This window comes from Nonomuraea sp. NPDC049400 (assembly GCF_044466425.1).
Lineage (GTDB): Bacteria > Actinomycetota > Actinomycetes > Streptosporangiales > Streptosporangiaceae > Nonomuraea.
The window spans coordinates 136,045-156,369 of record NZ_JBITMP010000022.1; the positions used below are offsets into that span (position 1 = coordinate 136,045).

Below are 20,325 nucleotides of genomic sequence, written 5' to 3' on the forward strand. Positions count from 1 at the left end.
CAACCCATGAAGATCGGCGTTCCTGCCGAGGTCAAGAACCACGAATATCGCGTCGCCGCCACCCCTGCCGGAGTTCACGAGCTGGTGGGCAACGGCCACGACGTCCTCGTCCAGCGAGGCGCGGGGCTGGGCTCGTCCATCACGGACGAGGAGTACCTCGCGGCGGGCGCGAAGCTCCTCGACAGCGCCGACGCCGTGTGGGGCGAGGCGGACATGGTGCTCAAGGTCAAGGAGCCGATCGCCGAGGAGTACCACCGGCTGCGTGAGGGGCTGGTGCTGTTCACGTACCTGCACCTGGCCGCCTCCCGTTCCTGCACCGACGCGCTGCTCGGCGCCAGGACGACCGGCATCGCGTACGAGACCGTCCAGGTCGGCAACGCGCTGCCGCTGCTCGCCCCCATGTCCGAGGTCGCGGGCCGGCTCGCGCCGCAGGTGGGCGCGTACAACATGATGCGCTTCAACGGCGGCCGCGGCGTCCTGCCCGGCGGCGTGCCCGGCGTGGCCCCGGCGAAGGTGGTCGTCATCGGCGGCGGCGTCTCCGGGCTGAACGCCGCGCAGATCGCCGTCGGCATGGGCGCGGACGTGACGGTGCTCGACACCAACATCGACCGCCTGCGCTACATCGACGCCATCTACCAGGGCCGGCTCAAGACGCTGGTCTCCACGTCGTACGCGATCGAGCAGGAGGCACTGCAGGCCGACCTGGTCATCGGCGCGGTGCTGATCCCCGGCGCCAAGGCCCCGACGCTGATCTCCAACGACCTGGTCTCGCGCATGAAGCCGGGCTCCGTGCTCGTCGACATCGCCATCGACCAGGGCGGCTGCTTCGAGGACTCGCGTCCGACCACGCACGCCGAGCCGACGTACAAGGTGCACGAGTCGGTCTTCTACTGCGTGGCCAACATGCCGGGCTCCGTGGCCAACACCTCCACGTACGCCCTGACGAACGCGACCCTCCCGTACGCGGTCAAGCTGGCCAACCTGGGCTGGCGCGACGCGCTCAAGGCCGACACCGGCCTCGCGGGCGGGCTCAACACCCACGACGGCAAGCTGACCAACCAGCCGGTGGCCGAGGCGCTCGGCCTGCGCTTCACCCCGGTGGCGGAACTGGTCTAGTCACGCCCCCGGCGTCCGGGCGTGCGCTGATCAGCGCACGCCCAGACGCCGGCGCAGGTCGCGGGCCGTGGCCAGGACGTACTGGATCTCGCTGGGGCTGGGCCACGGCGCGCTCCCGGGGCGCAGCAGCGTGCCGCGCACCGACGCCAGGTGCTCGATGGCGCTCCGGTGCACCCCGCTCCGCTCCACCAGCCACCCGATCACGTCCGAATGGTCGTGCAGCGGCCTGGTCACCAGATCCCACGTGCCCAGCACCTCGGCCAGGTCCGACACGGAGAGCGAGAGGCCGCCCCTGCGCCCGGTCGCGGCCGCGGCCAGCTCAGCCCTGGCGGCCAGCTCCGGCTCGGCGTGCCGCCCCCAGGTGGCGGGCGGCGGGTCGGACAGCCAGGTCTGCGCCTCGCCCAGCTCGCCGGTCACCGACAGCAGCCCGCCCAGCTCTACGGCGGCCCCGCGGTGCCCGGCCTCCGCCGCCTGCCTGAACCAGTGCTGCCCGCCCGCCATGTCGCCGAACTCGGCGATCAGCAGCAGGCCGAAGTTGAAGGCCGACTCCGCGTCCCCGCCCGCCGCCGCGCGGCCGAACCAGTGGCTGGCCGCCGCGCAGTCGCCCAGCTCCACGCACACGAACCCGGCCATCCGCTGGTCGTAGACCCGCCCCGTCCCAGCCGCCTGCTCGAACCAGCCGCGGGCCGTACGCAGGTCGCCCCTGGACAGCGCGACGCCGCCGAGCTGGGAGGCGGCGCCCGGGTGCTCGCTCTTGGCGGCCAGCCGGTAGTACGCCTCCGCGCCCTCAGGGTCGCGGCTGGCGTCCAGGTAGAGGCCCATGCAGTAGGCCGAGTCCGCGTGGCCGCCCCTGGCCGCGTACTCCCACCAGCGCACGGTCTCCTTGTCATCGCCCGAGGCGTAGGCCAGGAAGCCCAGGTCGTGTGCCGAGATCAGGTCGCCGTCGGCGGCCGCTCTGCGGTGCCACTCGCGTGCCGCGCCGAGCTCGCCCTCGTCCTCGCACACCAGCGCCAGCCGGCGGGCCGCCGCCCTGGACCCGCCGAGTGCCGCCCGCTCGTACCAGCGCTTGGCGCCCTCGGTGTCGCCGCGCTGCTCCAGCAGGAGCGTCGCCAGGTTGGCCGCGGCCTCGGCGTCGCCGGTGCCGGCCGCGAACTCGTACCAGGTGACCGCCTCCTCCAGGCTGCCGTGCTTCTCGTGCCAGACGCCCAGGTTGTAGGCGCTGTCGACGTTGCCGGCGGCAGCCGCCCGCTCCCACCAGTGCTTGGCGGCCGCGCGGTCGCCATGCTGGGCGTAAAGCTTGCCGAGCCGGTGCGCGGCCTGCGCGTCACCTGCGCGCGCGGCGGCCAGCAGCTCGGGCTCGTCTCCCATCCGCGGCGCCGGTATGGACGGCGCCGCCACCTCTCCTTGCCAGGCCATGGCGACCAGAGTGGCACGTGATCGCGCGATTGCGAACAGTAATCGCCGACACGGCCCTACGAGAAAGGGCGAGGGCGCTCAGTGGACGAGTGCCAGGTGGTCCAGTGACCCGCTCTTGGCGGCCTCCACGATCGAGGCGAACTGGTCGAGGCTCATCTCCACCCGCTGGCCGAAGTCGTCGGTGATGACCACCTGGCGCTCCGCCGGCGCCGTGTCATCGACGAACAATTCGGGGCAACCGCAGCTGCACTGGCCGCAGAATTTCGCGATGGACCGCATACCTGTCCCCACTCTCTACGCATCCGGTATACGCAACGTAACGCGGCGTCTTGTACGCGGCCAGTGACACTAGTTGCACCCTTGGTGATGTTTAGGATGACCCGTCACAGGCCAGCCCCTGCCAGCCGCCCGGCAGGGCGAAGCCCCGCAGGAGCGAGTGCGCGGTCATGCCCAGGACGCGGCTCGTCCTGGGCAGCTTCTCCAGCAGGACCGCGTCGGGTGACTGGGTGAAGCAGGAGATCTCGGTGCCGCCCGACAGCAGATGCACCCAGTACGTGTCGGGCCGCCTGGCCAGGGCCTCGGCGATGGCCGTGCCGGCGTCGGGCGTGCAGCGTACGCGGATGGTCCAGGGCGAGTAGCCGAGGAGCGCGCCGTCCAGGCCGCCCACCACGCTGATCATCCCTGCCGCGGTGAGCCTGCGGTAGCGGCGGGCCACGGTCTGCTCCGAGACGCCCAGCACGCCGGCGATCCTGGCGAAGGGGGCCCGGCCGTCGAGCTGGAGCGCGTGCACCAGACCGCGGTCGACGCCGTCGAGGTCGGCGGATTCCATCTCGTCAGGGTAGGGCGGTGGAGGAAATCGCTGAAATGCCGCGGAAAAGTGGGGCATGGTGGGTGGGCGGGCCAGCCTTGGACGCATGATTCTCGTAACAGGAGCCACAGGGAACGTCGGCCGCCAGGTCGTCCGCCAACTCGCCGAGGCAGGACACCCCGTACGCGCCATGACCCGTGACCCGTCCTGGGCGGCTCTGCCGGAGGGCGTCGAGGTGGTCAAGGGCGACCACGAAACCATCGAGCGGTGCCTGGACGGAGTCGAGTCGGTCTTCCTCATCTGGCCCTTCCACACCGCCGACCTCGCCGCCGCCGTGGTCGGCGCGATCAGGCGGCACGCCCGCCGCGTCGTCCTGCTCTCCTCGGGAGCGGTACGCGACCAGCCCGACTCCGCCGTCGGTCTCTCGCACCACGAGCTCGAGCAGCGGGTCGAGCAGTCGGGACTGGCCTGGACCATGCTCTGGCCCAGCACGTTCGCCGCGAACGCGCTCTGGTGGCGCGACCAGATCCGCTCCGGGGACGTGGTGCGGGGCGCGTTCGGCGAGGTCAAGATGGCGATGCTGCACGAGCGCGACATCGCCGCCGTGGCCGTGCGCGCGCTGACCTCGGACGGCCACGACGGCGCCCGCTACGTGCTGACGGGGCCGGAGGCGCTGACCCAGGTCGAGCAGGTACGGATCATCGGGGACGCGATCGGGCGCCCGCTGCGCTGGCAGGAGCTCAGCCGGGAGGAGGAGCGGCATCGGCTGCTGGCCGACGACTCCTTCCCTGACTCCTTCGTGGACGCGCTGCTCGACGGCTACGCGCAGATGCTCGACGGGCCGCCGCCGGTCCTGACGAACACGGTCGCGGAGGTGACGGGACGGCCCGCGCGGTCCTTCGCCGAATGGGCGAAGGACCGCGCGAGAGACTTCTAGGGCACCACCACCATCGCGCTGCCGCCGCCGCGGCGGGCGGGCTCGGCGACGGCCTGGATCCGGCCCCTGCCGACGAACTCCAGCGCGGTGGCCGCCCCGATCTCCGGGTTGAGCGCGAAGCTGTGCCCCTTGGCCTCCAGTTCGGCCCGGTACTTGTCCAGGAACGCCTGCTCCGCCTGCGTCTGCGCGGTGTTGCGCTGCGTGGCGCGGGGCGCGGCGAGCGCGTCCGGCAGGTTCATCCCGAACTCGTACCGGTTGACCAGGATCTGCAGCGTGGTCGTGATGATGGTCGAGCCGCCCGGCGACCCGACCGCCAGCACCGGCCTGCCGTGCTCGAACACCAGCGTGGGCGACATCGACGAGCGCGGACGCTTGCCGGGACCGGGCAGGTTGGGGTCGCCGGGCGCCGGGCCGAACGTGAAGTCGGTCAGCTCGTTGTTGAGCAGCACGCCGCGTCCCGGCACCACGATGCCGTTGCCGCCGGTGGACTCGATGGTCAGGTTGTAGGCGATCACGTTGCCCCAGCGGTCGGCGACGACGAGGTGGGTGGTCTCGGGGCCTTCCTCCGCGATCGGAGTGGAGCTGCCGGTGGGCTGGGCGCAGGGCTCGTAGGAGCCGTCCGGGCTGCCGGGCGCCGCCGGGTGGGCTGTCGCCCGGTCGCCGATCAGGCAGGCCCGCTCCTTGGCGAAGCCGTCGGACAGCAGCTCCTTGAGCGGCACGCCGGGGATGTCGCCGACGTACTTGCCGCGGTCGGCGAAGGCCAGCCTGGACGCCTCCAGGTATTCATGCACGCCGACCTGGGGAAGGGCCTCGAGGATGTTGAGGGCCTCGCCGACCGTCGAGCCGCCGGAGGACGGCGGCGCCATGCCGTACACGTCCTTGCCGTCGTAAGAGATCTTGGTGGGTTCGCGCATGAGGGCGCGGTAGGCACGCAGGTCGGACAGCTCCATCAGGCCCGGCCTGACGTTGCGGGTGCTGCCGGGGGTGACCGGTGGCTGCTTTACGGTGGCCACGATCTCCTTGCCGAGCTGCCCTCCGTACAGCCAGCCGGGGCCGCGCCTGCCCAGCTCCCGGTACGTGGCCGCGAGCTCGGGGTTCTTGAACACCGAGCCGACGGGCGGCGGGGCGCCGTTCGGCAGGTAGAGCCTGGCCGTGGAGGCGATGTCCTTGAACCGGGCCTGGTTCGCGGCGGTCTGGTTGTGGAAGGTCTGGTCCACGACGAAGCCCTTGGAGGCCACCTCGATCGCGGGCCGGAGCGCCTCTTTGAGGGAGATCGTGCCGAATCTGCGTAAGGCGAGATCCCAGTTCGCGACCGTGCCGGGGATGCCCGCCGACAGGCCGCTGGTCACGCCCTCCTCGAACGGGATGCCCTCCAACGAGGTCGAGGTCATGGCCTGCGGGGCGGTCTCGCGGCCGTCGATCGTGAAGACCTTGCGCTGCCTGGCGTCGTAGTACACCATGAAGCCGCCTCCGGCCAGGCCCGAGGAGTACGGCTCCGTGACGCCCAGCACCGCGCCCGCGGCGACGGCGGCGTCCACGGCGTTGCCGCCCTTCCTGAGCACGGCGATGGCGGCCTTGCTGGCGTCGTGGTCGACGGTGGCGACGGCGCCGCCGTACCCCTCCGCGACCGGGACTTTCTGCTGGGGCTCGGCCAGCGCGGGCGGCGCCGGCACGAGCGAGACGAGGACTGCTGCTGCGGGGACGATCACTCGACGCATGGTCCTTACGATCGCTCACGTACGCCCGTCGTGGTAGGGCCCCCTCACACGCAGGGATGATGCACTGGTCAGGAGGCTCATTTAGCGTAGGGCTGTGCGCGGGAAGTACGGCTTCGACCCCTATCTGGCCCTCATCGTGGCAGCAGCCCAGTTCGTCATCGGCAAGGGCGCCTCGTGGGGGCAGCGGGACTTCCGGGAGGCGCTCGACCCGTACGCCTACGGGCTGCTGCTGGTCGGGCCGCTGGCGATCCTGCTGCACCGCCGCTTCCCGATGCTCACCACCGCCGCCGCGCTCGGCGCGTGCGACCTCTTCCTGGCCGGCGGGTACGCCTACGGCCCCAGCTTCATCAGCCCGGCGGTCCTGCTGTTCCTGCTGGTCATGCGCGGGAAGAGGCTGATGGCCTGGTTCATGGCGACGATGACGCTGCTGTCGTTCATCACCTACGCCTGGATCGACGGCCACCGCGACCTCTTCCACAGCGTGTGGATCCTCACGTTCATCATGCTGCTCATGGTCGTGGCCGAGCTGGTCAGGATCGTCAGGGAACGCCGGGCCGAGCGCGAGCGCATCGCCGAGGAGGAGGCCAGGCGGCAGGCCAGCGAGGAGCGCCTGACCATGGCGCAGGAGCTGCACGACGTGCTCGCGCACAACATCTCGCTCATCCACGTTCAGGCGTCCACCGCCCTCCACCTCATCGACGACAACCCGGAACAGGCCAGGACCGCTCTGTCCACCATCAAGACGGCGTCCAAGGAGGTTCTTGGCGAGATGCGCTCGGTCCTGAACGTCCTGCGCGAAGGCGCCCCCCGTTCGCCGACGGCCGGGCTCGACCGCCTCGACGACCTGGTCGAGCGCTCCGGCATGGACGTGACGCTCAAGCGCGTCGGCTCGCGCCCGCTGCCGCCGCAGGTGGAGCGGGCCGCGTACCGGATCGTGCAGGAGTCGCTCACCAACGCCGCCAGGCACGCCCCCGGGTCGGCGGTCAGCGTGCGCCTGGAGTACGGCGAGCACGAGCTGGCCATCCAGGTCGCCAACACCGGCGCTACGGCCACTCCGGTGCTGTCCGAGTCGGGCAGCGGCAACGGCATCCCCGGCATGCGCGAGCGGGCCTCCGCGCTGGGCGGCACGCTGGTCGCCGGCCCATCAGGCACGGGGTTCCAGGTCGAGGCCCGGCTGCCACTACCCGAGGAGACTTCATGATCAAGGTGCTGCTGGCCGACGACCAGGCGCTGGTCCGGGCGGGCTTCAAGGCGCTGCTCGACGCCCAGCCGGACATGACCGTGGTGGCCGAGGCCTCCGACGGCGCCGAGGCGGTCCGGCTGGCCGGCGAGCACCAGCCGGACGTGGTGCTGATGGACATCCGCATGCCGGGCACCGACGGCCTGACCGCCACCCGCCAGATGCCGCCGGGGCCGCACATCATCATCCTGACGACGTTCGAGCTGGACGAGTACGTCTTCGAGGCGCTGCGCGGCGGGGCCAGCGGCTTCCTGGTCAAGGACACCGAGCCGGCCGAGCTGATCCAGGCGGTCCGGGTGGTGGCGGCGGGCGAGGCGCTGCTGTCGCCGAGCGTGACGCGCCGCCTGATCGCCGAGTACGCCTCCCGTGCCAAGGAGCCGGTCGCCGCCGCCGGGCTCGACCAGCTCACCGAGCGCGAACGCGAGGTGCTCGGCCTGGTCGGGACCGGCATGACGAACGACGAGATCGCGGCCAAGCTGTTCATGTCGCCGGCGACCGCGAAGACGCACGTGAGCCGGACCATGATGAAGCTGCACGCCCGCGACCGCGCCCAGCTCGTGGTGATCGCCTACGAGTCGGGCCTGGTGAAGCCCGGCTGGCTCTGAATCACCTGCTCGCCGGAACCCCGAACAACCGCTCGGCCGCTTCCGCGAGCCCGTCCTTGCCTGCCCAGGCGACGTACCCGTCGGGGCGGATCAGCAGCGCGTCGGCGGGCGGGTCGTCGGCGCGGGCCCTGACCACGTCGATCCAGTCGTCGTCGAGCGCCGCGCCGCCGCCCAGGTCGAGCAGCACGGGCCGGCCCGCGTGCATCAGCTCGGCGAGCCGCCGCCCGTCGGCCAGCGCCAGGTCGGGAGCGAACCGGCCGACCAGCGGGTGGTCCGCCGAGCCGGATCCACGGCCTGAGCCCCCCGAGCCGGTGTGCGGGCCGGGCTCCGCGCCGTACCGGACGCCCGAGTCGTGCAGCAGCCCGGCCAGGTGGCGCAGCGGCTGCTCGAAGGCGAACACCTCGGTGAGCAGCTCGCGCAGCGCAGCGCCGTCCTCGCCGCCCACCTGGTCGATCACCGCCTGCGCCCGGGTCTGCATGAGGGCCCGCTCGGCCACCGGCCGCCGCTCGGACTCGTACGTGTCCAGCAGCCCGCCGGAGGCCCGGCCGCGGAGCACGGCGGCCAGCTTCCAGCCGAGGTTGGCCGCGTCCGTCATGCCCACGTTGAGCGCCGAGCCGCCCGCCGGGAACAGGTGGGCGGCATCCCCGGCGAGGAACACCCGGCCCACCCGGTAGCGCTCGGCGAGCCTGGCCTGGGAGACCGTGTTCGACAACCAGATCGGCTCGCCCAGTGGCAGGTCCCGGCCCACCACGCGGCGCACGGCCGCGCGGAAGTCCTCGATCGTCGCGGGACCCTCCAGCGGCTCCCCCTTCTCGCGCACCCCGGCGACGAGCACGCCAGGGTGGAGCGACGTGAGCAGCAGGCGGCCGTGCGGGGTCCGGGTCCAGCCCGGCTCCAGGCCGTCGAACTGCGGCGACTCGAACACGCCCACATCCGTGCGGAAATGTCCGAGCCGCAGCGGTTCGTCGTCGGTCGTGCCAGGGAATCCGATCCCGGCCAGCTCCCTGACCAGGCTGCGCCCGCCGTCGCAGCCCACGACGTAGCGGGCCCGCAAACCGCCGTTGAGCGTCACCCCCTCGGCGTCCTGGGCCAGCGAGCGCACCTCGTAGCCCCGCCTGATCTCGACCCCCAGCTCGGTCGCGCGCTCGGTCAGCAGGCGCTCGATCCGCGGCTGCTGGATCAGCAGCAGCTGTAACGGCAGGTCGTCGATGCCCGCGAAGCGCAGCGGCACCGAGCCGAACGGGAACCCGGGCGCCCGCCCCGCGAACGGGCTGCCCGCGCTGAAGCGCTCCAGCAGGCCCCGGTGGTCGAGGAACTCGACGATCTGCCCGCCCAGGCCGTTGGCCCTGGGCAGCTCGCTCGGCTCCGTCCTCTTCTCCAGCACGATCGGGCGGGCGCCGGCAAGTCCCAGCTCGCACGCGAGCATGAGCCCGACGGGCCCGGCCCCCACGATCAGCACATTCTCCATGCCTGTCAGGCTAGATTGACAAAATCCCGGCTGTCAAGCTAGCCTGACAAGCGTGGACGTAACAGAGCTCTCCGAACGGATCAAGTCGAACGATCCGGCCATGGGGCTTCGGGCGGTGGGCGCGCTGCACCGGCTGGCCGAGCAGGTCGAGGCGGTGTCGGTGGCGCTGGCCAGGGAGCAGGGCTGGACCTGGGAGCAGATCGGCGACGCGCTCGGCATGTCACGGCAGTCCGTGCACGCCAAATACGGGAAGTGAGGTTTTCGCGATGTTCGGCTTCGAGAAAAGCCGGTTCGGGACGATCGTCAAGGCCGCGTTCGAGGAGGCCAGGCTCCGGGGCGACCGCCGGCTGGGCACCGAGCACCTGCTGCTCGGCACCCTGCACGACGCGGACCTCGCCCGGGCGCTCGGCGTGGACGTGGCGGGCGCCCGGGCCGCGCTCGACGAGCTCGACCGGGCGGCGCTGCGCATGCTCGGCCTGGAGGTCGGCGACATGCCGAAGACGCCGCGCAAGCATCCGCCGGTCCCCAGCACCGCGCTCACCTCGAGCGCCCGCGCCGTCATCAACCAGGCCATCAAGGCCACGACGATGAAGACCAGGACGGCCCAGGCGCCGCGGCAACTGGTGCTCACCCTGCTCGCGCAGGATCGGCCCGATCCGGTCGCGCGGCTGGTCGACCAGCTCGGCATCGACCGGGCGGCGGTGCGCGGCCGCGTCGCCTGACCGAAATCTGGTTGAACGTCCGGCGGGCCGGCTGACATGGTCGAAGGATGCGCCGCACGTACGACGACCTCGTCCAGGAGGCCGCCACGGTCTCCGTGGACGGCTGGGACTTCTCCTGGCTCGACGGCCGGGCCAGCGAGGAGCGGCCCTCCTGGGGTTACGCCCGCCTGCTCGGTGAGCGCATGGCCACGGCGGAGGCTGCGCTCGACCTCCAGACCGGCGGGGGCGAGATCCTCGCCGGCGTGCCGAAGCTGCCGCCGGTGGCCGTGGCCACCGAGTCCTGGCCGCCCAACCTCGCACTCGCCGCGTCCCGGCTGCGACCGCGGGGAGCGCGGGTGGTGGCCGACGACGGCGGGCCTTGCCTGCCGTTCAGGAGCGGGACCTTCGACCTGGTGACCAGCCGCCACCCCGTGCGGACGTGGTGGGACGAGATCGCCCGCGTGCTGCGGTCCGGCGGGGCCTACTTCTCCCAGCAGGTCGGTCCGAGGAGTGTCTTCGAGCTGGCCGAGTTCTTCCTGGGGCCGCTGGAGGGCTCGGCCCGAGATCCCGAGGCTGCCAAGCAGGAGGCGGAGGCCGCCGGGCTGGAGGTCGTGGACCTGCGGTCCGAGCGGATGCGGATGGAGTTCCGCGACATCGGGGCGGTGATCTACTTCCTGCGGAAGGTGATCTGGATCGTCCCGGGCTTCTCGGTCGAGCGCTACGCGGCCAGGCTGCGCGAGCTGCACGACCGGATCGAGGAGGAGGGGCCGTTCGTGGCCCACTCCGCACGGGTCCTCATCGAGGCCAGACGGCCCGCTCAGTAGATGAGCTCGTACGCCTCCGGCCTCACCTTCCTGGTACGCGCCCAGTACTCGAAGGTGAAGCCCGGCCAGATCGTCCGGTTCACGCCATGCTCGTCCAGATACCAGGAGGTGCAGCCGCCGGTGTTCCAGACGAGGGGGTCGAGCCGTTCGCGCAGGCGGCGGTCGAACGCCCGCTGCACCCCCGGTTTGACCTCGACGGCCCTGGCCTGGGTCCTGGAGAGCAGGCGCAGGCAGTCGATGACGTAGCGGACCTGCGACTCGATCATGAACACGACCGAGTTGTGCCCGAGGCCCGTGTTGGGGCCGAGCAGGAAGAACAGGTTGGGGAAGCCCGCCGTGGTGATGCCGTAGTAGGTCTCGATGCCGTCCTGCCAGGCGTCCTGCAGCTTCAGCCCGCCCCTGCCGATGATGTGCTGGTCCTCGATCGCGTCCACGACCTTGAAGCCGGTGCCATAGACGATCACGTCGGCCTCGTGCTCGGCGCCAGAGGCGTCCACGATCGAGTGCGGCCTGATCTCGGCGATCCCGTCTGTCACCAGCTCGACATTTTCCCTGTTCAGGGCCGGGTAGTAGTCGCTGGAGATGAGGATGCGCTTGCAGCCGATCAGATAGTCGGGGGTGAGCCTGCGGCGCAGGTCGGGGTCGGGGATCTGGGCGTCGAGGTGCCTGCGGGCCAGCTTCTCGTGGACCTTCATGAGGCGCGGGTCGACCGCGAAGCCGAGCGCCCGCGACTCCAGGGCCCAGTAGATGGCGCCGCGCATGGTCCTGGCCAAGCCGGGCGCGCGCAGCATCCGGCGCATGGCCGGCGGGAAAGGGAAGTCCGGCTTGGGGTGGATCCACGGGGGAGTGCGCTGGAAGACGGTCAGGCGGTCCACGGTCGGGGCGATCTGGGGGACGAACTGGACGGCGGAGGCGCCGGTGCCGATGACGGCCACGCGCTTGCCGGTCAGGTCGATCGAGTGGTCCCACTCGGCGGAGTGGAAGGCGGGGCCGGCGAAGGACTCGCGCCCCGAAATTTCGGGAAATTTCGGGATGTGTAGGGCGCCGATGGCGGAGACCACGGCGTTCGTGCGGAAGGTCGCGCCGTCGTCCGTGGTCACCGACCAGTCCCGCCGGGCGTCGTCGTATTCGAGGGAGGTGACGTGCTTGCCGTACCGGATGTGGGGGGTTACGCCGTACTTGTCCGCGCACGAGCGCATGTAGTCCCAGATCTCCTCCTGCGGGGAGAACATCCGCGACCAGTCCGGGTTCAGCTCGTACGAGTAGGAGTACATATGCGAGGGCACGTCGCATGCGCAGCCGGGATAGGTGTTGTCGCGCCAGGTGCCGCCCAGCCTGTCGGCCTTCTCCAGGATGACGAAGTCATGGAACCCCGCCTCCTTGAGCTTGATGGCCATGCCGATCCCGGCGAACCCGGACCCGATGATCGCCAACCCTGGCATTGAACCTCCCGGGGCGCTTATTGGACGCTCAATCCAATGTAATGAGCGCTTCCCCATGAGGTCCATAGTGAGCCCCGTCACGGCACCCGCCGCGCCCCGGCGTGCTCCCGGGGAACGCCGAGAACCCGCCACGGCCTCCGCGGCGGGTCGATCCTGTCTTTGGCCTACTGCAGGAGGAGGAAGGCGGCGACGCCGACGATCACGATCGCGGCGACGACCGCGATGATGGGCACGAGGGGCGACTTCTTGGGCGGGGTGGCGGCTTCCTGCTCGCGGCGCTGCGCGAAAGCCTTGAACTGCTGGGTGTTGCCCGCCGGGTCGATATGCTGGTCAGACATGGCCAGCAGCCTAGCGTGAGTGCCTGTGCCATTTGCGTCGTTTGGCGGGATCCAAAGCCGGGCTGATTACGGGACCACCCCACCCTGCGGATAGCTTTGATGCATGCTCAGGACCCTGCTCTCGCCTCGTGTCATGGCGTTGCACCTGCTCACGGCGGTGGTCCTCGTCGCGTTCATCCTGCTCGGGCGCTGGCAGCTCGGCGTTTTCCAGGACTCAGGCAAGCCCGAGGCCTCCACGGATCCCGGCCCCGTCGCGGTCGGCACGCTCGCCCAGGTGGGCCCGCAGCTGAGCGGTGAGGTCGTGGGCCGCAGGGTCACGGCGGAGGGCGTCTATGAGCCCGATCGCCAGCTCCTGGTCGCCGACCGGCGGGCCGACGTCGACGCGCCGGGCGGCAACGTCTCGCGCGATCGCGGCTACTGGGTGCTCACGCCGCTCAGGCTCGACGACGGCACGCTCATGCCGGTCGTACGCGGCTGGACGGCCAAGGCCGACAACCCGGCGATCGCCGCGGTGCCGCAGGGCAGGGTCACGGTGCCCGGGCGGCTGCGCCCGCAGCAGGGCACCGACAGCGTGCAGCGGCGCGCGGAAGGGCTGCCCGCCGGCCAGGTGCAGACGGTGTCCACGGGTGAGCTGGTCAACTTGTGGCGCGGTCAGAAAGTGCGCACCGGCTACGTCGTGGCGCAGCCGCCGTCGGGCTCGTTGACGCAGGTCAAGGTCCAGCCGCCGGTGGTGGGCGGCACGCTGACCTGGCGTAACCTGGCATACGCCGCCAACTGGTGGATCTTTGCTGGATTCGCCGTGTTCATGTGGTTCCACTTCGTACGCGACGCCGTACGAACCGATCGGGACCGTGCAAAGTCCCCTGAGATGGCTCTGGAAGGTTAATCGTGGAATCGGCTCTGAAGCCCTTCCGGGTGCTCGCGTACGTGGTGGGCGTCATGCTGCTCGTGCTCTGCGTGGCCATGGTGATCCGTTACGGCTTCGGCAACCCGGCGATGTCGAAGGTCATCGCCCCCATCCACGGCGGGCTCTACATGATCTACCTGGTCGCGGTCATGAACCTGGGCATGAAGGCGCGCTGGACGTGGCCGTACATGCTCGGCGTCATGGTCGGGGGCACGGTGCCGTTCCTGTCGTTCTACGTCGAGCGCAAGGTGACCCAGCGCGTGCAGGTGGAGCAGGCGGCGACGACCGCGGAGGCATGAGCGCGGCGGAGGCCCGGCCCGGGCCCCCGCCGCGGGTGACTCAGCGGCCGATGCCGCGCCTGCGGGCCCGCTTGAGCCGCTCGCGCTGCGACGGGTCAAGCATCAGGTAGCCGACCACGGGGGCGGCGACCACGCCGAGGATGACCAGCAGGGTGACCCATCCGGCCCCGAAGAAGATCAGCGAGAGCAGGACCGCGGCGCCTGCCCCAATGGCGTACTTCTGGACTGGCGACATACTCAACTTCCTCCGAACACGGAGCGCACGCCCCGCCTCTCCCACATTCTGCGTCGCCTGACCAACGAGTGAACCCATCACCTTGGTTCCGTTCGCGATGTATCTCAATCTTTACGTGGCTGCCGTACCGACTCGAGGTCGTGGCGGAGCTCGTCCGGGGTGGGACGTTCCAAGGGGTCGCCGGACAGCAGGCGGAACAGGACGGGAGCCAGCGCGCCCGCCCTGGCCAGCGGCGCGCCCGGCGCGGGCGGCACGCCCTCGACGGCGGTGAAGAGCGTGGCGCCCAGCGACCACATGTCGGCGGCCATGGTGGGGGCGGCCTCCGGGGCCGTGTAGGCCGGGAGCGTTCCCGATCTCAGCAGCGGGATCAGCCGCGCCCGGCCCTGGGCGTCGATGAGGACGTTGCCCGGCTGCACCCCGCCGTGGAACGTGTCCGCGGCCTGGAGCTGGTCGATCAGGGAGAGCCCGATCGCGGCCACCTCGGGGACCGGCAGCGGACCGGCCGTCTCGACGATCATGTCCAGCGGGCGGTCGACGGCCAGGAGGTCAAGGGTCTCGCGCACCACGGCCGGCGGTGGCGGGCCCGACGGGTGGAGCATGGCTCTGATCAGCGACCTGAGCGGGTCCGCGCCCTCCGCGGGCACCTGTCCCGGCGGCCTGCCCTCCACCGCGAAGTGCAGCGTGGCGGCCAGCGACCACAGGTCGGCGGAGGGCAACATGCTGAGGCTGGGGAAGCCGAAGCCGGTCAGCACCGCGCGACCGGTCGGCGAGAGCAGGACGTTGCCCGGCTCGACGCGCCCGTGCACGATCCCGGCCTCGTGGGCGACCGTCAGGGCCGAAAGGAGGCAGACGCCCACCCTGGCCGCCTGTGCCATCGGCAGCGGCCGGCGCGAGCGTACGGTCTGCTCCAGCGACGCGCCGGACACGAACTCCATGACCAGCCACGGCGTGCGGTCCTCGATCACCACGTCCAGCACCCGCACGATCGAGGCGTGCCGCAGCCCGGACGCCCTGCGTGCCTCCTGCAGCGCGACATCGCGCAGCTCGGCCGGGACCCGTAGCTCCCTGACCGCGACGTCACGGTGCTCCGCCTCGTCGAAGGCCAGGCGGACGGATCCCGTGCCCAGGTGGTTGAGCAGCCGGTATCTGCCGGCGAGCTTCCTGGTCTCACCCATGTCGAGGTGCACGATAGCGGACGGCCGTCACGACGGGTCACCGGCCAGCCAGGCCTCGTGCGCGTCGTTCAGCTTGCGCCAGAGCTTCTCCTTCTCCTGGTCGCTCACATCGGTGAGCGGCAGGACGAAGACGTCCGCCAGCGCCGTGAAGTAGTCCCGCGCGTTGTCCAGGGTGAGCGAGTGGGCATTGGCGCCGAGGCGGCTCAGCACGAGCCCGCGCAGGAGGTCCACGCCGTACGCGTCCCGCCGCAGGACCGAGGCCGTGCGCACGAAGCCGGACGTCGGCGAGGTGGTCAGATGCCGGTGCATATCGACGAACGCCGACATGTCCGTGGGGGCCATGTCGAAGTCCATGCCCTCGAACGAACCACTCGGATCGTGCTCGAATCGCCAGCCGCCCGGCGCGACCTCCGACGGGCGCAGGCCGTACTCGAAGGGACCCTGCCGGTACGTGCCCGCGACCAGCGGGAGCGGCGCGTGGAGCCCGTCGCCGAGCCCGAGGTCCACCAGCCACTCGCCGCCGGGATTGTCCTCCGACGGGAGGTCGCGCACGGTGAGCACCAGATGGTTGGCGGTGATGCCGGGCTCGCCGCCGCGGTTCTGGACGCCGCCGACGTGCCTGGTCACGTCGTACCCGAGTGCCTTGAGCAGCTCGGAGAACGCGCCGTTGAGGTGGTAGCAGTAGCCGCCGCGCCCCCGGATGATGCGCTCTGCCGACTCGAGGGGATCGACGGTGGTGGTGCGGTCCAGCCAGATCTCGAGCGCCTCGTACGAGACCTTCTCGATGTGCGCGATATGGAGGGCTCGCAGGTTGTCCGCGCTGGTGGGGGCGTTGATGAGGCCGGGCAGGCCGATGCGGCTGAGGTATGCGGCGGTGTTCACCAGGTAAGTCTGCACTGTTTGTGCACAGATTTAGGAGTGTCGTCTGCACAGGGCGCTTCTAGGCTTTCGTACGTGGCAGAGCAGCGACGCATCCTCGTGGTCGAGGACGATGAGACGATCGCGCTGGCCGTACGGAACCGGCTGGCCGCCGAGGGCTTCGACGTCAGGGTGGCCGGCGACGGGCAGGACGCCCTGGTCCAGTACGGCAGGGCGGAGCCCGACCTGGTGATCCTCGACCGGCTGCTGCCGGGGCTCGACGGGTTGGAGGTGTGCCGGAGGATGCAGGCGGCCAGGCCGGTGCCCGTGCTCATGCTGACCGCGCTCGGCGAGGAGACCGACGTGCTGGTCGGGCTCGGGGTGGGCGCCGACGACTACCTGGCCAAGCCGTTCAGCATGCGCGAGCTGGTGGCCAGGATCCACGCGCTGCTGCGCAGGGTCGAGCGGGCGTCCCAGCTCGCGGCCGAGGACACGGTGATCAGGGTGGGCGAGGTGGAGATCGACACGGCGGCCCGCCGGGTGTTCGTGGGGGGTGCGGAGGCGCAGCTCACCAGGACCGAGTTCGACCTGCTGCGCCGGTTGGCGGAGCGGCCCGGTCAGGTCTTCGAGCGGGACCGGCTGCTGTCGGACGTGTGGGGCTTCTCGGAGGCCGCGGCGACCAGGACCGTGGACAGCCACGTCCGGGCGCTGCGCCGCAAGCTGGGCTCCGACGTGGTGCGCACGGTGCACGGCGTCGGCTACGCCCTGGTCCGCCGATGAGGCCGCTCGACTTCCTCGGCCGGATCAAGGTCAAGCTCGGCATCGTGATCGTGCTGGCCGTGGGGACCGCGTTCGTGGTCAACGAGGTCGGGATCGCCTCCGGCCTCTCCCGCGAGGTGCGCATCGCGGTCGCCGTGATCCTGGCGTTGATCATGGTGCAGCTCCTGGCCACGGGGATGACCAAGCCGCTGCGCCAGATGGCCAGCGCCGCCCAGACGATCGCCAAGGGCCTGTACGGGCTGCGCGTGACCGCCACGTCCCGCGACGAGGTCGGGGAGCTGGCCAGGGCATTCAACGCGATGGCGGCCGACCTCGGCGAGGTGGACCGGCAGCGGCGCGAGTTCATCGCGAACGTCAGCCACGAGCTCCGCACCCCCATCACGGGCCTGCGCGCGGTCCTGGAGAACGTCGTGGACGGCGTCTCCGCCCCCGACCCCGTCACCATGCGTACCGCGCTCTCCCAGACCGAGCGCCTCGGCCGCCTCGTGGCCCAGCTGCTGGACCTGTCACGACTGGACTCCGGCGTGCGGCTGATCGAACCCGAGCCGATCGAACTGGCGCCGCTGATCGAGCAGGCGGTCCGCGAGGCGTCGCTGGCCCGCGAGGACGTCGCGATCCGGCCGTCGGCCCCCGCCGGCCTGGCGGTGCGCGCCGACCCCGACCTGCTCGCCCAGGTCCTGGCGAACCTCCTCGACAACGCGGTACGGCACAGCCCGCCGGACGGGGTGGTGACCGTGCGGGCCACCCCTGAAGGGGCCGGGGTCCGGGTGACGGTCGCCGACCAGGGGCCGGGGATCCCGGTCTCGGCCAGGGGACGCGTGTTCGAGCGCTTCTCCCGGCTGGACGCGGGGCGGGCGGCCGACTCCGGGGGCGCCGGGCTGGGGCTGGCCATCGTGAAGGAGATCGTCGAGCTGCACGGGGGTTCCATTCGCATCGACGACTGTGCGGGGTGCCGCATGGTCGTCGAATTACCAGGGAGGACGACGATGGCGGACGTGCCGTTGGAGGGCGAGCTGAGCAGGGGGGACGAGCGGGTGACCGCCGATGTGGCGGCGGGCAACGGTGCTGTCGAGGGCCGTCAGGCGGTGGGCCACGGGGCTGCCGGAGGGGATTTGGTGGCGGGCCGCGGGGCTGCTGAAGGGGATTTGGCGGCACCCGCCGATCGCGAGGGCGAGTTGGTGGTCGGAGCCGCCGCCGCGGTGGGAGGCGGCGCACCCGAGGGCGACGCTTCCGCGCCGGGTCAGGCGGCGGGTGGTTCTGTGCCGGGTCAGGCGGCGGGTGGTGACGCCGCTGCCGGGCTCGTGGCGCTGGCGGCTTTGGCGACGGCAGGCGCGCATGGCGGCGACGCGTCGGGGGCCACGTCGAGTGGCATGTCGAGTGGCACGTCGAGTGGCGGCGTTGTGGCGGCACAGCCCACGCCCGGCGGTGGTGCGGTCGGAGGGCGCGTGCCCGGCGACGGCGTTGCGGCGGAGCTTGCGGCCAGAGGGCCGGTGGCCGGACAGGTGCCCAGTGGCGTCAGTGGCGGTGGCGCCGGCATGGGGCCGCCGCCGGCGCCGCCTGCGAGTGGCGGATTCGCCAGGATGATCGGTGGCGGCATCATCGGCGTACTGATCGGGTTCCTGGTCGGCTTGTTCGCCGCCGTGCTCGTCAGCATGACCCTCGGCGACGGGATGGCGCTGGTCACGTTCATCCTGTGCATCGCGTTCATGGGTGCGGTCGGCGCGGCACTCGGCGCCGGTTCGGGACGCCGCGCCGCCTACCAGTCGGCGCAGGTCGCGGCATACCAGGCGTATCAGTCGATGGGCCAGGCAGGCGGTCCCGGAGCGCAGGCCCAGGCGGGCGGTCCGGCGCCGTACGGACAGGTAGGCGGTTCGGCGGTGCACGGACAGGTAGGCGGTCCGGCGGTGCACGGTCAGGTGGGTGGTCAGGCGGCGCAGGTCCACGGGGCGGGGCCGTACCGGCATCAGGCGGGGCCGCCTCCGTACGTGCCGCCGCCGCTCTTCCCCAAGCCCGACCTGCCCGAGCCGCCCCGCTGGCTGCTGCCCGCGGCGGGCGGGGCGGGGGTGTTCGCGGCGGTGGCGCTGCCGGACGCGCAGGTCGGACTTGGCATCGTGCTGGTCGCCATGGTGCTGGGGGCGGCGGCGCTGCCTGCCGTGATGAGGCGGATGACGCCGTGGACGGTGGCGTTCGGGCTCACGGCGTACTTCCTGGTCTCCATGGCCGCGGTGCGCGACGCCGACTGGCTGGTCGCGATCCTGCTCGTGGCAGGGGCCGGGCTGGGCGCGCTGGCCGTGTCGGGAGCGGGCGCCGGATGGCTCGGTGTGATCAGGGGAGGCGTGTCCGTGCTGCTCGCTCTGGGACCGGTGGCGTGGTTCCTGGCCGAGCCGTTCAAGAAGAAGTCGCCCAAGCGGCGCGTCATGCCGACGCTGGCCGCGCTGGGCATCACCGCGGTGCTGCTGCTGGTGTTCGGGCTGCTGTTCGCATCGGCGGACGCGGTGTTCGCCTCCTTCCTCGAGCGGCTGACCACCGCGCCGGACTGGGCGGACTCGGCGCCGCTGCGGATCTTCCTGTTCGTGCTGTTCGCCGTGCTGCTGGCCGCCGTGGTGCTGGTCGCGCTCAGGCCCGTGGTCGACCCGGTGGGGCCTGACACGAAGTTCAAGGTGAGCGGGAGCATCTGGATGGTGCCGCTCACGGCGGTGAACCTGCTGTTCGCCTTGTTCGTGGCGGTGCAGATCACGGCGCTGTTCGGCGGCAACACCTGGGTGCTGAAGACGTCCGGGCTGACCTACGCCGAGTACGCCAGGCAGGGGTTCTTCCAGCTGGTGGTGGTCAGCGTGTTCGTGCTGGGCATCGTGGCGGTCGCCGGCGGGCTGCTCAAGCTCGAGCGGCGCGAGCGCCTGCTGCTGGCCGCGCTGCTCGGGATGTTGTGCGGGCTGACCATGGTGGTGCTGGCCTCGGCCATGCACCGCATGAACCTCTACACCGACGCCTACGGCCTGTCCAGGCTGCGTCTGTCCGTGCAGGCCACGGTGTGGTGGCTGGTGGCGTTGTTCGCGCTGGTGCTGGTGGCCGGTGCGGTACGGCTCCTGGGCCGCGGCTCCGGCTGGCTCCCGCGTACGGTCGTGCTGGTCACCGGGCTGAGCCTGGGCGCGTTCGCCCTCGTGAACCCCGACCTCCAGGTCGCCCGCACCCAGGTCGAGGTGCGCGGCGTCACCAAGATGGACTCCGACTACCTGGGAGACCTGGGCGCGGAGGCGGTGCCGGCCCTGGACAAGCTGCCCGAACCGCAGCGCAGCTGTGTGCTCGCCGACGTGGTCGCGGCCAACGGGCTCGGCCGCCCCGACCCCTGGAACGGCTGGAACCTGGACCGGGCCCGCGCCCGCGACGTGCTGGCCGCGCGGCCCATCGACAAGTCCGCGCAGTGCGCCCCGGCGTACTCGCGCGGCTCTGATTGAATC

At 71.5% G+C, this 20,325-nt stretch carries 21 protein-coding genes; 11 read left to right on the forward strand and 10 right to left on the reverse strand.

Annotated features, from left to right (window positions below):
* Window positions 1–6 precede the first annotated feature (6 nt).
* On the forward strand, window positions 7–1,116 hold the full coding sequence (gene ald / locus ACIBVN_RS31590; RefSeq protein ID WP_397142589.1) for an alanine dehydrogenase: 1,110 nt from the start codon (window positions 7–9) through the stop codon (window positions 1,114–1,116).
* A gap of 30 nt (window positions 1,117–1,146) precedes the next feature.
* Here ald and ACIBVN_RS31595 read toward each other — a convergent pair whose 3' ends face one another.
* From ACIBVN_RS31595 to ACIBVN_RS31605, 3 genes are all read right to left on the reverse strand, one after another.
* Entirely contained in the window at window positions 1,147–2,532 is a 1,386-nt protein-coding gene (locus tag ACIBVN_RS31595; RefSeq protein WP_397142590.1) for a tetratricopeptide repeat protein, read from the reverse strand.
* Window positions 2,533–2,610: 78 nt separating this feature from the next.
* Window positions 2,611–2,760 (reverse strand): hypothetical protein, encoded by a 150-nt coding sequence (locus ACIBVN_RS31600; protein ID WP_397142592.1) that lies wholly within the window; start codon window positions 2,758–2,760, stop codon window positions 2,611–2,613.
* A 142-nt stretch (window positions 2,761–2,902) separates the two neighbouring features.
* Window positions 2,903–3,361: an Lrp/AsnC family transcriptional regulator gene (locus tag ACIBVN_RS31605; RefSeq protein WP_397142594.1), complete on the reverse strand. Its 459-nt coding sequence runs from the start codon at window positions 3,359–3,361 to the stop codon at window positions 2,903–2,905.
* Window positions 3,362–3,446: 85 nt separating this feature from the next.
* Here ACIBVN_RS31605 and ACIBVN_RS31610 point away from each other — a divergent pair, with 85 nt between their 5' ends.
* Complete coding sequence (locus tag ACIBVN_RS31610; protein WP_397142596.1) at window positions 3,447–4,277, forward strand: NAD(P)H-binding protein; 831 nt, start codon at window positions 3,447–3,449, stop codon at window positions 4,275–4,277.
* Here ACIBVN_RS31610 and ggt read toward each other — a convergent pair.
* The gene (gene ggt / locus ACIBVN_RS31615; protein WP_397142598.1) at window positions 4,274–5,995 is read right to left on the reverse strand and encodes a gamma-glutamyltransferase; all 1,722 of its coding nucleotides are present in this window, start codon (window positions 5,993–5,995) and stop codon (window positions 4,274–4,276) included. The genes ACIBVN_RS31610 and ggt overlap by 4 nt on opposite strands.
* 94 nt (window positions 5,996–6,089) lie before the next feature.
* On the opposite strand from ggt, the gene ACIBVN_RS31620 reads away from it, so the two are divergent.
* On the forward strand, window positions 6,090–7,196 hold the full coding sequence (locus ACIBVN_RS31620; protein ID WP_397142599.1) for a sensor histidine kinase: 1,107 nt from the start codon (window positions 6,090–6,092) through the stop codon (window positions 7,194–7,196).
* Window positions 7,193–7,840 carry a response regulator transcription factor gene (locus ACIBVN_RS31625; protein ID WP_349455992.1) on the forward strand — a complete coding sequence of 216 codons (648 nt, stop codon included), beginning with the start codon at window positions 7,193–7,195 and terminating at the stop codon, window positions 7,838–7,840. The genes ACIBVN_RS31620 and ACIBVN_RS31625 overlap by 4 nt, the downstream gene beginning before the upstream one ends.
* A 1-nt stretch (window position 7,841) precedes the next feature.
* On the opposite strand, the gene ACIBVN_RS31630 is transcribed toward ACIBVN_RS31625, so the two are convergent.
* Window positions 7,842–9,308, reverse strand: coding sequence for an FAD-dependent monooxygenase (locus ACIBVN_RS31630; RefSeq protein ID WP_397142602.1), 1,467 nt, complete (start codon window positions 9,306–9,308; stop codon window positions 7,842–7,844).
* A 52-nt stretch (window positions 9,309–9,360) separates the two neighbouring features.
* On the opposite strand from ACIBVN_RS31630, the gene ACIBVN_RS31635 reads away from it, so the two are divergent.
* From ACIBVN_RS31635 to ACIBVN_RS31645, 3 genes are read left to right on the forward strand one after another with little or no spacing between them, the layout of a single operon-like run.
* Window positions 9,361–9,564: a hypothetical protein gene (locus tag ACIBVN_RS31635; protein WP_397142604.1), complete on the forward strand. Its 204-nt coding sequence runs from the start codon at window positions 9,361–9,363 to the stop codon at window positions 9,562–9,564.
* Between the two features lie 10 nt (window positions 9,565–9,574).
* The gene (locus ACIBVN_RS31640; RefSeq protein WP_397142605.1) at window positions 9,575–10,030 is read left to right on the forward strand and encodes a Clp protease N-terminal domain-containing protein; all 456 of its coding nucleotides are present in this window, start codon (window positions 9,575–9,577) and stop codon (window positions 10,028–10,030) included.
* Between the two features lie 47 nt (window positions 10,031–10,077).
* The gene (locus tag ACIBVN_RS31645) at window positions 10,078–10,833 is read left to right on the forward strand and encodes a class I SAM-dependent methyltransferase (protein WP_397142607.1); all 756 of its coding nucleotides are present in this window, start codon (window positions 10,078–10,080) and stop codon (window positions 10,831–10,833) included.
* On the opposite strand, the gene ACIBVN_RS31650 is transcribed toward ACIBVN_RS31645, so the two are convergent.
* Both ACIBVN_RS31650 and ACIBVN_RS31655 read right to left on the reverse strand, forming a co-directional pair.
* A complete protein-coding gene (locus ACIBVN_RS31650) occupies window positions 10,827–12,275 on the reverse strand; it encodes a flavin-containing monooxygenase (RefSeq protein WP_397142609.1) in 1,449 nt (482 codons plus the stop codon). The two genes, ACIBVN_RS31645 and ACIBVN_RS31650, sit on opposite strands and share 7 nt — an antisense overlap.
* A 164-nt stretch (window positions 12,276–12,439) precedes the next feature.
* The gene (locus ACIBVN_RS31655) at window positions 12,440–12,613 is read right to left on the reverse strand and encodes a hypothetical protein (RefSeq protein WP_349455997.1); all 174 of its coding nucleotides are present in this window, start codon (window positions 12,611–12,613) and stop codon (window positions 12,440–12,442) included.
* A gap of 103 nt (window positions 12,614–12,716) precedes the next feature.
* Between ACIBVN_RS31655 and ACIBVN_RS31660 the strand changes: the two genes are divergently transcribed.
* Both ACIBVN_RS31660 and ACIBVN_RS31665 read left to right on the forward strand, forming a co-directional pair.
* The gene (locus ACIBVN_RS31660; protein WP_397142611.1) at window positions 12,717–13,499 is read left to right on the forward strand and encodes an SURF1 family protein; all 783 of its coding nucleotides are present in this window, start codon (window positions 12,717–12,719) and stop codon (window positions 13,497–13,499) included.
* A 2-nt stretch (window positions 13,500–13,501) separates the two neighbouring features.
* A complete protein-coding gene (locus tag ACIBVN_RS31665) occupies window positions 13,502–13,819 on the forward strand; it encodes a DUF3817 domain-containing protein (protein WP_397142613.1) in 318 nt (105 codons plus the stop codon).
* Window positions 13,820–13,859: 40 nt separating this feature from the next.
* Here the strand turns inward: ACIBVN_RS31665 and ACIBVN_RS31670 are convergent, their stop codons facing one another.
* The 3 genes from ACIBVN_RS31670 to ACIBVN_RS31680 all read right to left on the reverse strand — a co-directional run bounded on the left by ACIBVN_RS31670 (window position 13,860) and on the right by ACIBVN_RS31680 (window position 16,111).
* A complete protein-coding gene (locus ACIBVN_RS31670; RefSeq protein ID WP_344996267.1) occupies window positions 13,860–14,054 on the reverse strand; it encodes a hypothetical protein in 195 nt (64 codons plus the stop codon).
* Between the two features lie 104 nt (window positions 14,055–14,158).
* Window positions 14,159–15,229, reverse strand: a complete 1,071-nt coding sequence (locus ACIBVN_RS31675; RefSeq protein ID WP_397142615.1) for a protein kinase — start codon at window positions 15,227–15,229, stop codon at window positions 14,159–14,161.
* 27 nt (window positions 15,230–15,256) lie between these two features.
* Window positions 15,257–16,111, reverse strand: a complete 855-nt coding sequence (locus ACIBVN_RS31680) for an arylamine N-acetyltransferase (protein ID WP_397142617.1) — start codon at window positions 16,109–16,111, stop codon at window positions 15,257–15,259.
* Window positions 16,112–16,183: 72 nt separating this feature from the next.
* Between ACIBVN_RS31680 and ACIBVN_RS31685 the strand changes: the two genes are divergently transcribed.
* Together ACIBVN_RS31685 and ACIBVN_RS31690 are read left to right on the forward strand one after the other, a co-directional pair.
* Window positions 16,184–16,867 carry a response regulator transcription factor gene (locus tag ACIBVN_RS31685; RefSeq protein ID WP_349456003.1) on the forward strand — a complete coding sequence of 228 codons (684 nt, stop codon included), beginning with the start codon at window positions 16,184–16,186 and terminating at the stop codon, window positions 16,865–16,867.
* Window positions 16,864–20,322: a DUF4153 domain-containing protein gene (locus tag ACIBVN_RS31690; protein WP_397142619.1), complete on the forward strand. Its 3,459-nt coding sequence runs from the start codon at window positions 16,864–16,866 to the stop codon at window positions 20,320–20,322. Before ACIBVN_RS31685 ends, ACIBVN_RS31690 begins: the two co-directional genes overlap by 4 nt.
* Window positions 20,323–20,325 lie beyond the last annotated feature (3 nt).